Annotated in this window: 10 protein-coding genes and 2 pseudogenes; 7 read left to right on the plus strand and 5 right to left on the minus strand. The window is 63.1% G+C overall.

Annotated features, from left to right (window positions below; all coding sequences use genetic code 11):
* Positions 1-76 precede the first annotated feature (76 nt).
* The 3 genes and pseudogenes from AB6804_RS18270 to AB6804_RS18280 all read left to right on the plus strand — a co-directional run.
* Positions 77-523 (plus strand): annotated as a pseudogene (locus tag AB6804_RS18270) (glutathione S-transferase C-terminal domain-containing protein); the annotation flags it as partial.
* Positions 524-1,103: 580 nt separating this feature from the next.
* Positions 1,104-1,379 (plus strand): annotated as a pseudogene (locus AB6804_RS18275) (glutathione-dependent disulfide-bond oxidoreductase); the annotation flags it as partial.
* 184 nt (positions 1,380-1,563) lie between these two features.
* Positions 1,564-3,144, plus strand: coding sequence for a catalase (locus AB6804_RS18280; RefSeq protein ID WP_370887635.1), 1,581 nt, complete (start codon positions 1,564-1,566; stop codon positions 3,142-3,144).
* 40 nt (positions 3,145-3,184) lie between these two features.
* Here AB6804_RS18280 and AB6804_RS18285 read toward each other — a convergent pair whose 3' ends face one another.
* Positions 3,185-3,994, minus strand: coding sequence for a DeoR/GlpR family DNA-binding transcription regulator (locus AB6804_RS18285; protein ID WP_370887636.1), 810 nt, complete (start codon positions 3,992-3,994; stop codon positions 3,185-3,187).
* A gap of 289 nt (positions 3,995-4,283) precedes the next feature.
* On the opposite strand from AB6804_RS18285, the gene otnK reads away from it, so the two are divergent.
* Both otnK and AB6804_RS18295 read left to right on the plus strand, forming a co-directional pair.
* Positions 4,284-5,585 carry a 3-oxo-tetronate kinase gene (gene otnK / locus AB6804_RS18290; protein ID WP_370887637.1) on the plus strand — a complete coding sequence of 434 codons (1,302 nt, stop codon included), beginning with the start codon at positions 4,284-4,286 and terminating at the stop codon, positions 5,583-5,585.
* The gene (locus tag AB6804_RS18295) at positions 5,582-6,241 is read left to right on the plus strand and encodes an aldolase (RefSeq protein ID WP_370887638.1); all 660 of its coding nucleotides are present in this window, start codon (positions 5,582-5,584) and stop codon (positions 6,239-6,241) included. The genes otnK and AB6804_RS18295 overlap by 4 nt, the downstream gene beginning before the upstream one ends.
* A 102-nt stretch (positions 6,242-6,343) precedes the next feature.
* Here the strand turns inward: AB6804_RS18295 and AB6804_RS18300 are convergent, their stop codons facing one another.
* From AB6804_RS18300 to glcC, 4 genes are all read right to left on the minus strand, one after another.
* Positions 6,344-6,640 carry a DUF6723 family protein gene (locus AB6804_RS18300; RefSeq protein ID WP_370887814.1) on the minus strand — a complete coding sequence of 99 codons (297 nt, stop codon included), beginning with the start codon at positions 6,638-6,640 and terminating at the stop codon, positions 6,344-6,346.
* A gap of 534 nt (positions 6,641-7,174) precedes the next feature.
* On the minus strand, positions 7,175-7,969 hold the full coding sequence (locus AB6804_RS18305) for an enoyl-CoA hydratase/isomerase family protein (RefSeq protein WP_370887639.1): 795 nt from the start codon (positions 7,967-7,969) through the stop codon (positions 7,175-7,177).
* Positions 7,970-8,001: 32 nt separating this feature from the next.
* The gene (locus tag AB6804_RS18310; protein WP_370887640.1) at positions 8,002-9,066 is read right to left on the minus strand and encodes a tartrate dehydrogenase; all 1,065 of its coding nucleotides are present in this window, start codon (positions 9,064-9,066) and stop codon (positions 8,002-8,004) included.
* Between the two features lie 68 nt (positions 9,067-9,134).
* The gene (glcC, locus tag AB6804_RS18315) at positions 9,135-9,890 is read right to left on the minus strand and encodes a transcriptional regulator GlcC (RefSeq protein WP_370887641.1); all 756 of its coding nucleotides are present in this window, start codon (positions 9,888-9,890) and stop codon (positions 9,135-9,137) included.
* Between the two features lie 243 nt (positions 9,891-10,133).
* Between glcC and glcD the strand changes: the two genes are divergently transcribed.
* Together glcD and glcE are read left to right on the plus strand one after the other, a co-directional pair.
* Positions 10,134-11,633 carry a glycolate oxidase subunit GlcD gene (glcD, locus tag AB6804_RS18320; RefSeq protein ID WP_370887642.1) on the plus strand — a complete coding sequence of 500 codons (1,500 nt, stop codon included), beginning with the start codon at positions 10,134-10,136 and terminating at the stop codon, positions 11,631-11,633.
* Positions 11,633-12,706 carry a glycolate oxidase subunit GlcE gene (gene glcE / locus AB6804_RS18325; protein WP_370887643.1) on the plus strand — a complete coding sequence of 358 codons (1,074 nt, stop codon included), beginning with the start codon at positions 11,633-11,635 and terminating at the stop codon, positions 12,704-12,706. Before glcD ends, glcE begins: the two co-directional genes overlap by 1 nt.
* Positions 12,707-12,736 lie beyond the last annotated feature (30 nt).

Here is a 12,736-nt window from a genome sequence, read left to right on the forward strand (position 1 = left end):
CCACACTCGCTTCCGCAGCTCAACCTCATGGCTCTAAACATTAAATTCGCTGTTGCGCTTCAACCTTGAAACCGCCCTGCCAAATGACCTCGCGGCCCGTACTGAGGCTCTTAATTGGCTATTTTGGCAGGTCGGCAGCGCACCATTCCTCGGAGGCGGTTTCGGCCACTTTTACGCCTATGCACCCGAGAAATTCGAATATCCTATCAACCGCTACGCGATGGAAGTGAAGCGGCAGCTCGATGTACTGAATCGCCAACTGGAACAGCACCGCTTCGTGGCGGGCCGCGAATATAGCATTGCAGACATGGCGATTTGGCCGTGGTACGGCGCACTAATGGACAATAAAGTGTATGGCGCAGCAGACTTCCTAGATGTCGAATCTTATGTGCATTTGCGTCGTTGGACGGATGAAATTGCGACGCGCCCTGCCGTGAAACGCGGTATCCAAGTGAATCGCTCGGGCGGAGACCCGAAGGAGCAACTGCGCGAGCGTCACGACGCCTCTGACTTCAATCGATGACGCTTAAGGTCCGCGTGCTATCCAAGGTGCTAACCAATTCTCTAAATCGCAGGGGTGCTCGTCCGACTTTCACTGTCGGTCGAGCGTCGGCCTCAGCGCCCGTTCACCCGGCGGCCTCAAATTTGAAGTGCAACATCAGTTTGGTATAAGGTGTTGCGACGCACGAAAGAACTCAGTATCAACAGCTTCAACCCGAAGAGCGCCTGACCATTGCAAGCCTGCATTTGCGGGCCGTTCGCCAGCCACCGTAAGCCGTGAACTGGAAGCGAAAATGTTCTCCTGCTGGCTCAGCATCCGTTCCCGCGCAAGCGCTCAGCTCAGCGCCGCGCGTCGCAACGCGGGTCGCCGTCCTACAAAGCTCTGCCCGCATGGGACCGCAACTTCCAAAGCATTTTGGAAGGGAAAGGACATTTTGGGAGGGGCGTTCGCCGACAACGAGGAGGAGAAAGACCACCATTAGAAAATTGCTAATAGTTTCACTTAAGGCTTGGCTGGCGAGAGTTTGCTGGTAGCAAGAGGGGCTTTAAGTAGAACTTCGCGGAAGGGTTTAAGTGAAATGATTGAAAATCGCCAGGACAGCGCGTTCATCGCAGGCGACGCGTACACCATCGCGGATATCGCCATCTGGCTGTGGTACGGCGGCCTCGTCAACGGCTGGCTCTACGATGCAGCCGAGTTCCTCTCCGTACACGAATACACGCACGTGCGCCGCTGGGCCGACATCATCGGCGCGCGTCCCGCCGTGCAGCGCGGCCGCATGGTGAACCGCACCTTCGGCGAGCCGTCGAGCCAGCTGCACGAGCGTCACGATGCATCCGACTTCGAGACGCGCACCCAGGACAAGCTCGCTGGGTGATGCGCACGTCACGGGACACGTGGATGAAACGTGGACGCATTACCGTGCAGGGTTGCGTCCACGACGTTGCGGGCATCGGTATGGTGTTTGCTTCCACGGACGACGGGCCGGCGCATGACTAAGCGCGCCGGAGCAAACGGTCAACTATGAGGCTGCTACTCCAGCCACGAGCAAGGAGCGAGATATGAGCGACGAGAAAGCCCTGACCACGCGACAGGGACATCCCGTGCAGGACAATCAGAGCATGCGAACCGTCGGCGAACGGGGTCCGGCGACGCTGGAGAATTATCCGTTCATCGAAAAGATCACGCACTTCGATCGTGAACGCATTCCGGAGCGCGTGGTGCACGCGCGTGGCACGGCCGCGCACGGATACTTCGAGGCCTACGGCAAGATCGGCAACGAGCCGGCCGAAAAGTACACGCGCGCCAAGGTGCTGACGAAAGCCGGCGTCAAAACGCCCGTGTTTCTGCGCTTTTCAACCGTCATCGGCGCAAAGGAATCCCCGGAGACGGCGCGCGATCCGCGTGGCTTCGCCATCAAGTTCTATACCGAGGATGGCAACTGGGACCTCGTCGGCAACAACCTGAAGATCTTCTTCATTCGCGATGCGATCAAGTTCCCCGACATGATTCACGCGTTCAAGCCCGACCCGTTGTCCAACCGTCAGGAGCCGTGGCGCTTCTTCGACTTCGTCGCGCATCATCCGGAGTCGCTGCACATGGTCACGTGGGTGAAGAGTCCGTGGGGCATCCCGGCGGACTATCGTCACATGCAGGGGTCGAGCGTCAACACCTACAAGCTCGTCAACGACCAGGGCGAAGCGGTGCTCGTCAAGTTCTCGTTCGAGCCGAAGCAGGGCGTTAAGAATCTGACGTCCGCGCAGGCTGCGGAAATTCAAGGGCGCGATGTCGGGCACGCGACGCGCGATCTCTACGATGCCATCGAACGTGGCGATCATCCCGAATGGGAAATGTGCGTGCAGATCATGTCCGACGACGATCATCCCGAACTGGACTTCGATCCGCTCGACGATACCAAGCGCTGGCCCGAGGACAAGTTCCCGCTGCTGCCGGTCGGCCGGCTCGTGCTGAATCAGAATCCGAAGAACGTGTTCGCCGAAACGGAGCAATCCGCGTTCGGTACCGGCGTGCTGGTGGACGGCATCGACTTCTCCGACGACAAGATGCTGCAAGGCCGCACGCTCTCTTATTCGGATACGCAGCGGTATCGCGTGGGGCCGAACTATCTGCAATTGCCGGTCAACGCGCCGAAGAACGGTGCGCAGACCAATCAGCGCGACGGGCAGATGGCCTATTACGTCGATAACGCGGGAGAGAATCCGCACGTGAACTACGAGCCGAGCATGATGGGCGGCCTGAAAGAAGCGCCGAAGAAGCAGCATGACTATCACCCGTGGGTCGAAGGCCATCTCGGGCGCTATCAGGCATCGCGCACGCAGGACGACTACAAGCAGGCCGGCGAGCGTTATCGCAGCTTCGAAGACTGGGAGCGCGACGACCTGATCGCCAACCTCGTCGCCGACATGAAGGCATGTCCGAAGCCCATCGCGCTGCGCATGGTGTGGCACTTCTGGCATTGCGATCCGGACTACGGCACGCGTGTCGCCGAAGGCGCAGGCATCGATCTGGAAGAGGCGAAGAAGCTGCCGCCGCCCGAAGGAAAGCCCGCGCCGGGCGCGCGCCGCGAAGCGCAGGTTTATACGAGCAATGAGCCGGAAGAAGCAACGCCTGCGATGAAGTAAGCCAGCAGTCCTTCCAGCGCGTCGCTGGTCTGGCCGAAGCCTAGCGAACTTCGGCCAGCACCAGATCGATGCCCTGTTGCCGGATGCCGTTCGCCGCCGCAGGCGCTAGCGCATCGTCGGTGATGACCTGATCGAAGCGTTCCAGACTCGCCACCTTATACAGGCCGACGGTCCCGTACTTCGAACTCGCGACGGTCAGCATGGTGCGCGATGCCGCGTCCATCGCCGCGAGCTTCACCTCGACTTTCGGCGCGGAAGGCGTGGTCACGCCGCGCCGCAAATCCCAAGAACTCGCCGATATGAACGCCACGTCCAGCACGAGCTGACGCAGCGTCGCCGCCGCGAGCGAGCCGACGCTCGACAGGTTCGCATGATCCAGTTGCCCGCCGATATGGATGACATTGACGTGCGTCGCGCTCGCGAATTCGCGGACGATCTCGAAGTCGTTCGTCACGACCGTCATGTTCGATAGCTCGACGATATGCGGCACGAACGAGAGCATCGTCGTGCCGGCATCGAGATAGATGGACATGCCCGAGCGCAGCGTGTCTGCCGCCCGCCGCGCGATGGCCTGCTTCTGCGGCAGTTCGACGACCGCCTTCAACTGATGACTCGGCTCCGCGTTCACATGACTCGCGATACGCACGCCGCCCGGCACGGTATAGACGAGCCCCGCTTCTTCGAGCGCGGCGATATCGCGCCGCACCGTCATATGCGAACAGTTGAACGATTCCATCAACTGGTGCACCGACAGCACCTTGTCCCGGCGCAATTGCCGCAGCATGGCTTCGCGCCGCTGATCGGGAATCAGCGGCACATCGGAGGCATCGGGTTTGGCTTGGCTCGACATGGAAAGACCTTCGATGCGGGCATGAGCGCCATGACGGCGGCCCGCTAAATCAACGCGTATCTTAGCCGATGCGCATGTACGCCAGTTCGTAGCTCAACTTGGCATCCGCGCGAGAAAGGCATTGCCGGCAACGCGTGCGCCGGCTAACGATGACAGTGGGCGCGGGCAAACTCCGGCTGCCCATCGCGATCACAGACATTAACTTTTATTATCACCGTCGTCAATCGCGCTAACATGGATTAACATTGGCGTAGCAAACGCCCGTACAATCGACACATGGAGACCCGACATGCAGACATCTGACCGGCGTCCCGTTCTGGGATGCATCGCCGACGATTTCACCGGCGCCACCGACCTCGCGAGCATGCTCGTGCGCGGCGGCATGCGTACGATTCAGACCATCGGCGTGCCGGGGTCGGCGGAGCCGATCGACGCAGACGCGCTCGTGGTCGCGCTGAAGTCGCGCACCATCGATCCCGCCGACGCGGTCGCCCAGTCGCTCGCCGCGCTCGACTGGCTGCGCGCGCAGGGCTGCCGACAGTTCTTCTTCAAGTACTGCTCCACGTTCGATTCGACCGATGCGGGCAACATCGGCCCGGTCGCCGAAGCATTGCTCGATGCGCTCGCCAAAACCGGGGGCGACGACTTCGCGATCGCCTGCCCCGCGTTTCCCGAGAACAAGCGCACGGTGTATCGCGGGCATCTGTTCGTCGGCGATGCGCTGCTCAATGAATCGGGCATGGAGAATCACCCGCTCACGCCGATGCGCGATCCCAACCTCGTGCGGGTGTTGCAGCGCCAGTCGAAGTCGAAAGTCGGCCTGATTGCCAGCGAAACCGTCGCAGCGGGCGAAGCGGCCGTGCGCGATGCGATCGCGCGGCTGCGTGCGGACGGCGTGCGCCTCGCCATCGCCGACGCGCTCACCGACGCCGACTTGCGCACCCTCGGCGCGGCATGCGCGGACCTTGCGCTGATTACGGGCGGTTCGGGCGTCGCCATCGGCTTGCCGGAAAACTTCCGGCGCGCGGGACTCATCGAGTCGAACGACAAGGCCGCTGAATTGCCCGCCGTCGACGGGGCGGCGCTCGTGCTGGCGGGCAGCGCGTCGAAGGCGACGAACACGCAAGTGGCCGAATGGGTTGCGTCGCGGCCCGCGTTTCGCATCGATCCGCGCGCGTTGTCGCGTGGCGAGCCGGTGGTCGACGCGGCGCTCGCTTTCATCGATGAAAACGCGCCTCAGCCGGTCCTGATCTATGCGACGGCTACGCCCGACGAAGTGAAGGCGGTGCAGCAGGAAATCGGCGTGGCCGCCGCGGGCAAGCTGGTCGAAGATGCGCTCGCCGCCATCGCCCGCGAGGCGAAGGCGCGCGGCGTGCGGCGCTTCGTGGTGGCGGGCGGGGAAACGTCGGGCGCGGTGGTGCAGGCGCTCGGCGTCGACATGTTGCAGATCGGGCCGCCGATCGATCCGGGCGTCCCGGTCACGGTGACCGTCGGTGAAACGCCGCTTGCGCTCGCGCTCAAGTCGGGCAACTTCGGCGCAGGCGATTTCTTCGCGAAGGCGCTGCGCTTCATCGAAGGGGCACGCGCATGAGCGGCAACCTCATCGGCGCGAACAGCGATGCGAAGCTGCGCGAGGAAATCTGCACGGTCGGCGCGAGTCTCTATGCGCGTGGCTATACGGTCGGCACGGCGGGCAACATCAGCGCACGATGCGACGACGGCTGGCTCATCACGCCCACGGATGCGTGTCTCGGCCGGCTCGATCCCGCCGATATCGCGAAGGTGGACGCAAGCGGCCAGCATCTGTCGGGCGGGCGGCCATCGAAGACGCTGGAGCTGCATCGCCGGATCTACGACGCCAACGCGGAAACGCGCGGCGTCGTGCATACGCATTCGACGTCGCTCGTCGCATTGACGCTCGCCGGTGTATGGCGGGACGACGACGTGCTGCCGCCGATCACGCCGTACTACGTGATGAAGGTCGGCCATGTCCCGCTCGTGCGATATCGCCGCCCGGGCGATCCACAGGTCGCCGCTGAAATCGCGCAGCTTGCAGCGGACGTGCGCGCGGTGCTGCTCGAACGACTCGGGCCGGTCGTATGGGAGCGCAGCGTATCGCATGCGTCGTATGCGCTGGAAGAACTGGAGGAGACCGCGCGCCTCTGGCTCATGTCGACGCCGCGCCCCGCTCCGCTCGACGAAGCCGCGATCGATGAACTGCGGCGGAGCTTCAACGCGCGTTGGTGACGCCGTGTCGAGACGAGTCGGGCATCGCGCAGACGCATGATGGTCTGACGCGATGTATCGAACGAACGCGCCCATGTTCCCGGCAAAGAACCACAACCGCAGTCAAAGCTCGGGGCGCGCGAGGTCGGCGCGGACGACTTCATCGCCACGCCGTTGCGCCGCTTCGACCGCCTCCGCCTTCGCCGGATAGGGGCCGATTGTATCGGCGCCATCGAACGGAAAAAGAAGCCGGCCGTCCGTTTTACGAACGACTTTCAGCGTGCCGTAGTAACCGCTCGCACTCGTCCCGCGATATGAAGCGTAGATGTGGAAATCGTCCTCGCTCGCTCCGGGGGCAGGCAAGACTCTTCGCGTCGGGAACAACACGAGCTTCGGGCGCCTTCCAGTGATATGCGTCATGCACAACTCCCAATCCATCGAAACGTTACCTAACCAATGCTCGTTTCCCGCTTCAGACAACGTGCCGGCCGTGTAGGCCGCGCGGGTTTTTAAACAATTGGGCAATGCATCGTGTCGCGGCCGGTCCTCTTTCGCCACTGACTGATCGATCCATACGCCAGGCCACTGCCGCGCTTCTTCCCCATCGAACCGCGACACGTGGATGAAGCAGGCGGCAAATAAGTACTGCACCGAGATGACAACCCTCTCGTGCACTTCCGTGCGCGCGTCTGCATCGCAATGGGTGTGCATTCGCTGTGCCCATGCGCGTCTCGCGCGGACCACATGGCGCATGCGGTTCGTTAGCTATCCGACCTTGCTTTGTGTAATTGCTCGGACCCGCGTCCGCAAACTTTGCATTACGTACGCGTTCTTACCGGTGCAAGGTACGAGGCGCAGAGCAAGCCATCCCGACGCGCGATGAAGCACGCACGTACAACGGCAACGCGACTATTGCTGAGCGCTTTGACACGAAATCGACACGCTTACCGCGCGTCAAACACCCTTCCAGGCCGGCGGGCGCTTTTCGGTGAACGCTGCGACGCCTTCGTGGAAATCCTTGCTGCCGTAGCAATCGCGGACGAGATCATCGCCTTCGAGCGGCAGTGCCGCCAGCATCCGCGACATTGACTGCTTGCTCACGCGCATTGTGATCGGCGCATTGCGCGAAAGACGATCGACGAGCGCCGCCGCGCGCGCATCCAGTTGATCCGGCTCGACGCTTTCGATGACGAAGCCCGCCGCGATGGCGTCATCCACATCGAGCATGTCGCCCAGCACGAGCATGCGCTTTGCGCGTCCGATGCCGAACTCCGCAACCAGCCGCGCCGTATTGCTGATCGCAAGGCAATTGCCGAGCGTGCGTGCAATCGGCACGCCGAACTGTGCACGCGGCGTCGCGATGCGCAGATCGCAGCATGCCGCAATCGCGAGGCCGCCGCCGACACACCACCCATCGACGATGGCGAGCGTGGGCATCGGCAAGGCATCGACCTTCTTCAGCACGCGCTCGATGCGGCGCTCGTAATTCACACCATCTTCGGCGGTCTCGAACGCGCGGAATTGCTGAATGTCCGTGCCCGCCACGAAGGCCTTGCCGCCCGCGCCGCGAAACGTGACGACGCGCACATCGCGCTCGTTCGCAAGACGTTCGCAGATCGCTTCGAGTTGCTCGTACATGTGCCACGTCATGGCGTTGTGCGCGTCCGCACGATCGAAGACGACATGCGCCGCCGCACCATCGATGGTCAATCGGACTTCGCCTTGCGTGCTCTTGTCGTTGTCGTTCATCCGCTGCGTCTCCTTGTCTTGTGATTGAACGTTCAGCCGATGCGCGCCGCCACCGCTTCGCCTACTTCGGCCGTGCTTGCCTTGCCGCCGAGATCGCCCGTATGCGGACCCTCTTTCAGCACAGCGGTGATCGCATCGAGCATCGCGTCGTGTGCTTCGCGTTCGCCGAGGAAGTCGAGCATCATCGCAGCAGACCAGATCATTGCGATCGGGTTGGCAATGCCCTTGCCCGCGATGTCGGGCGCAGACCCATGCACCGGCTCGAACAACGAAGGGAACTTGCGCTCCGGATTCATGTTGGCCGATGGCGCGATGCCGATAGTGCCCGTGCATGCCGGTCCGAGATCGGAAAGAATATCGCCGAACAGGTTCGTCGCGACGACTACATCGAAGCGATCGGGACTCAACACGAAGCGCGCGCTGAGAATGTCGATGTGCTGCTTGTCCCACACGATGTCGGGATACTGCTGCGCCATTTCAGCGGCACGCGCGTCCCACCACGGCATGCTGATCGAGATGCCGTTGCTCTTCGTCGCGACCGTGAGCTTCTTCTTGCGCTGCCGCGCGAGATCGAACGCGAACTTCAACACGCGCTCCGCACCCTTGCGCGTAAAGATGGATGTCTGCGATACGAACTCGCGCTCCGTGCCTTCGAACGACACGCCGCCGACCGACGAATACTCGCCTTCGGTGTTCTCACGCACGATCATGAAGTCGATATCGCCCGCCTTGCGATTCGCGAGCGGCGAAGGCACGCCATCGAAAAGACGCGCGGGACGCAGGTTGATGTACTGATCGAATTCGCGCCGGAACTTGAGCAGCGAGCCCCACAGCGAGATGTGATCGGGCACCTTGTCGGGCCAGCCGACCGCGCCGAAGAGAATTGCGTCGCATGGTTCGAGCCGGCTCTTCCAGTCGTCCGGCATCATCTGGCCGTGCGCGAGGTAGTAGTCGCAACTCGCCCAGTCGATATGGTCGTAGTCGAGCGCAAGATCGAAGCGTCCTGCGACGGCATCGAGCGCATGCAGGCCCTCGGGCATCACTTCAACACCGATGCCGTCACCGGGAATCACGGCGATGCGATAACGTTTGGTCATTGCTGGCTGTCTCCTCGTTGATGGATACGCGTTCGACGCGAATCATTCTATATGGCTTGCCGGCTTGCTCACGCCCAGCCTTCGAGCCGCAACGTCGATCGCACGAGCCGCTGCTCTTCCTGTTCGATTTCGGCGAAACGCTCGCGCACGCTGCGAATATGCTGGCTCGCGGCGCGGCGCGCCTGTTCGGGCAACTGCCCCGTCACCGCGTTATAGAGCCGCGCATGCTGGCGGTCGATCACGCGCTTGTGCTGCTCGCGATGATAAAGATTGTTCACGGACGCAAACACGGAACTTAGCATCAGGTCGTTGAGGATGCCGAGCGTATGCACGAGCACCGGGTTATGCGACGCCTCGCAGATCGCGAGATGGAACGCGTGATCGAGCCGCGCATGCGTGGTCGCGTCCGTTTCCTTCGATTGCGCGGCCATCATCTCTTCATAGCGCCGCTTGATGAGGATGTGGTCGGCCGGCGTGCCGCGCATCGCGGCGAGGCGGGCCGATTCCGCTTCGATCATCTCGCGCACTTCGAGCAGGTCGTAGAGCGTGCGCGGTTGCGAGCCGAGCAGATGCATCATCGGCGTTTGCGCGGGCTCCACGGTCAGCTTCGCGACGAACGAGCCTTTTCCATGCGAAGTCTCGATCAGTCCGCGCGCACGCAAGATCCTCAATCCTTCGCGCAGCGCCGTGCGCGACACGCCGAGCTTCTCGGTCAGACGGCGTTCCGAGGGCAACGGCTCGCCCTCTCTCAACACGCCATCGACGATAAGACGCTCCACACGCTCGACGACCACATCCGCGAGTTTGCGCTTGTCCGCTTCCATGCCGCCACCTCCGCTTTCCGCACTGGTATGACCAGCTGCGATGGTAGCACCATCCATTAACCGAAACGCCACCGATATGGCCATTTTCAGGGCATGTGCCGCCACAAGCCCGTGTTGCACTCGAAAGAAACTGGTCATACCAGCTCGAAAATCATCGACAAGCACACGGGCAAGCCGCAAAAATGCGCAAACCATGCAATCGGACAGGCGACGAAATGAACGCCGTCCGCACGGAGACACCGCATGACCTACGCCTACGACGAAAGAATCGACGGCCCGCTGCGCGATCACGACAAGTCCGCCATCGTCCGCGATCTTCGGGCGCTTCTGCCCGATCTTCAACTCCTGCACGATCAGGAAGACCTGCGCCCGTTCGAATGCGACGGCCTTTCCGCGTATCGCATCACGCCGATGCTCGTCGCGTTGCCCGGCAACGTCGATGAAGTCCAGGCGCTGCTCGAGTACGCGTCGGCGCATCACATTCCGGTGGTTGCGCGCGGCGCCGGCACCGGGCTTTCCGGCGGCGCATTGCCGCTCGAAAAAGGCATCCTGCTCGTGATGGCGCGCTTCAACCGTATCCTCCAAATCGACGCCGAAGCGGGCATGGCGCGCGTGCAGCCCGGCGTCCGCAATCTCGCGATTTCGCAAGCCGCCGCGCCGCATGGCCTCTATTACGCGCCCGACCCGTCGTCGCAGATTGCGTGTTCCATCGGCGGCAACGTCGCGGAGAATGCGGGCGGCGTGCATTGCCTCAAGTACGGCCTCACGGTTCACAACATCCTGAAAGTCGATATCGTGACCATCGACGGCGAGCGCGTGACGCTCGGCTCCGAGGCGCTCGATTCACCCGGCTTCGATCTGCTCGCGCTCATCACCGGGTCCGAAGGCATGCTGGGCGTGGTCGTCGAAGTCACGGTCAAGCTGCTGACCAAGCCGCAAAGCGCGAAAGTGCTGCTCGCGAGCTTCGACGATGTGGAACGCGCCGGCGACGCCGTCGCGCAGATCATCGCGGCGGGCGTCATTCCCGGCGGCCTCGAAATGATGGACAACCTCGCGATCCGCGCCGCCGAGGACTTCATTCACGCGGGCTATCCGGTCGATGCCGAAGCGCTGCTGCTTTGCGAAGTGGATGGCGTCGAGTCCGACGTGCAGGAAGATTGCGAGCGCGTCGAAGCGCTGCTGCGCGCGGCGGGCGCGACCGATATCCGGCTCGCCGCGAACGAAGCGGAACGCCAGCGCTTCTGGGCGGGCCGCAAGAACGCGTTCCCGGCGGTGGGCCGCATCTCGCCCGATTACTACTGCATGGACGGCACCATTCCGCGCCGGGAGCTGTCGCGCGTGCTGCGGGGCATCGCGGCGTTATCGCAGGAATACGGGCTGCAAGTCGCCAACGTCTTTCATGCGGGCGACGGCAACATGCACCCGTTGATTCTCTTCGATGCGAACGCGCCCGGCGAAACGGAACGCGCCGAGACGATTGGCGCGCGCATCCTCGAACTGTGCGTCGAAGTGGGCGGCAGCATCACCGGCGAACATGGCGTGGGCCGCGAGAAGATCAATCAGATGTGCGCGCAGTTCAACTCGGACGAACTCACATTCTTCCATGCGGTCAAGGCGGCATTCGACGCCAACGGCCTGCTGAATCCCGGCAAGAACGTGCCGACGCTGCACCGCTGCGCCGAATTCGGCGCGATGCACGTGCATCACGGCGCACTGCCCTTCCCTGAACTGGAGCGGTTCTGATGCGGCGCGACTCCTTATCCTTCGATGACAGCGCGCGCCTCGTCGACGAGGTTCAACATGCGATTGCGCGCCACGAGCCGCTTTCGATTCGCGGCGCGGCGACCAAGGCGTTCCTCGGCCGTCCGGCGACGACGCCCACGCGGGAGATCGACACGCGCACGCATCGCGGCATCGTCAGTTACGACCCGAGCGAGCTGGTGATCACCGCGCGCGCCGGCACGCCGCTCGCCGAAATCAACGCGGCGCTCGACGAAGCGAACCAGATGCTGCCGTGCGAGCCTCCGACCTATGACGGGATGGCGACCTTGGGCGGCGTCGTTGCGAGCGGGCTCGCCGGACCGCGCCGGCCGTGGGCAGGCTCCGTGCGTGACTTCGTGCTCGGCTGCCGCGTCATCACCGGTGAAGGCAAGCATCTGCGCTTCGGCGGCCAGGTGATGAAGAACGTCGCCGGTTTCGATGTATCGCGTTTGATGAGCGGCAGCTTCGGCTGCCTCGGCCTCATCACCGAAGTATCGCTGAAAGTGCTGCCGAAGCCGCGTGCCTGCGCAAGTCTCGTCATCGCGATGGACGTCAGCGAAGCGATGCGCGAGTTGTCGGCATGGCGGCGCGCGGCCCTGCCTGTCAGCGGAGCATGCTTCATCGACGGCGCGCTGCACGTGCGGCTGGAAGGCGGCACGGGATCGGTGCGGGCGGCGGTGGATCGCATCGGCGGCAGCGCGCTCGATCAGCGCTTCTGGGAAGACCTGCGCGAGCAACGTCTCGCCTTCTTCGACGATCCGCGCCCGCTCTGGCGTTTGTCGCTTCCCAATGCGACGCCGCTCATGGACCTGCCCGGCGCGGCGCTGCTCGACTGGGCCGGCGCGCAACGCTGGCTGAAGAGCGATGCGCGCGCCACCGATATTCGCGCGATCGCGAGCGCGGCGGGCGGACACGCGACGTGCTTCGCCGCGCATCGCGACGCAGAGCCGTTTCATCCGCTGCCCGCGCCGCTCATGCGCCTGCACGAGCAACTGAAAGCGCGCCTCGATCCGCACCGCATCTTCAATCCGGGGCGCATGTACGCCGCGTATTGAGCACGACGCCCCACGCGATCTCATCGACTA

Origin of the sequence: Caballeronia sp. RCC_10, from assembly GCF_041360715.1 — a bacterium.
Lineage (GTDB): Bacteria > Pseudomonadota > Gammaproteobacteria > Burkholderiales > Burkholderiaceae > Caballeronia > Caballeronia grimmiae.

Coding starts and splice junctions, on each gene's coding strand:
- otnK (WP_370887637.1), top strand. CDS start 4,284: ATGCAGACATCTGACCGGCGTCCCGTTCTGGGATGCATCGCCGACGAT.
- AB6804_RS18295 (WP_370887638.1), top strand. CDS start 5,582: ATGAGCGGCAACCTCATCGGCGCGAACAGCGATGCGAAGCTGCGCGAG.
- AB6804_RS18285 (WP_370887636.1), bottom strand. CDS start 3,994: ATGTCGAGCCAAGCCAAACCCGATGCCTCCGATGTGCCGCTGATTCCC.
- glcC (WP_370887641.1), bottom strand. CDS start 9,890: ATGGAAGCGGACAAGCGCAAACTCGCGGATGTGGTCGTCGAGCGTGTG.
- AB6804_RS18305 (WP_370887639.1), bottom strand. CDS start 7,969: ATGAACGACAACGACAAGAGCACGCAAGGCGAAGTCCGATTGACCATC.
- AB6804_RS18280 (WP_370887635.1), top strand. CDS start 1,564: ATGAGCGACGAGAAAGCCCTGACCACGCGACAGGGACATCCCGTGCAG.
- AB6804_RS18310 (WP_370887640.1), bottom strand. CDS start 9,066: ATGACCAAACGTTATCGCATCGCCGTGATTCCCGGTGACGGCATCGGT.
- glcD (WP_370887642.1), top strand. CDS start 10,134: ATGACCTACGCCTACGACGAAAGAATCGACGGCCCGCTGCGCGATCAC.
- AB6804_RS18300 (WP_370887814.1), bottom strand. CDS start 6,640: ATGACGCATATCACTGGAAGGCGCCCGAAGCTCGTGTTGTTCCCGACG.
- glcE (WP_370887643.1), top strand. CDS start 11,633: ATGCGGCGCGACTCCTTATCCTTCGATGACAGCGCGCGCCTCGTCGAC.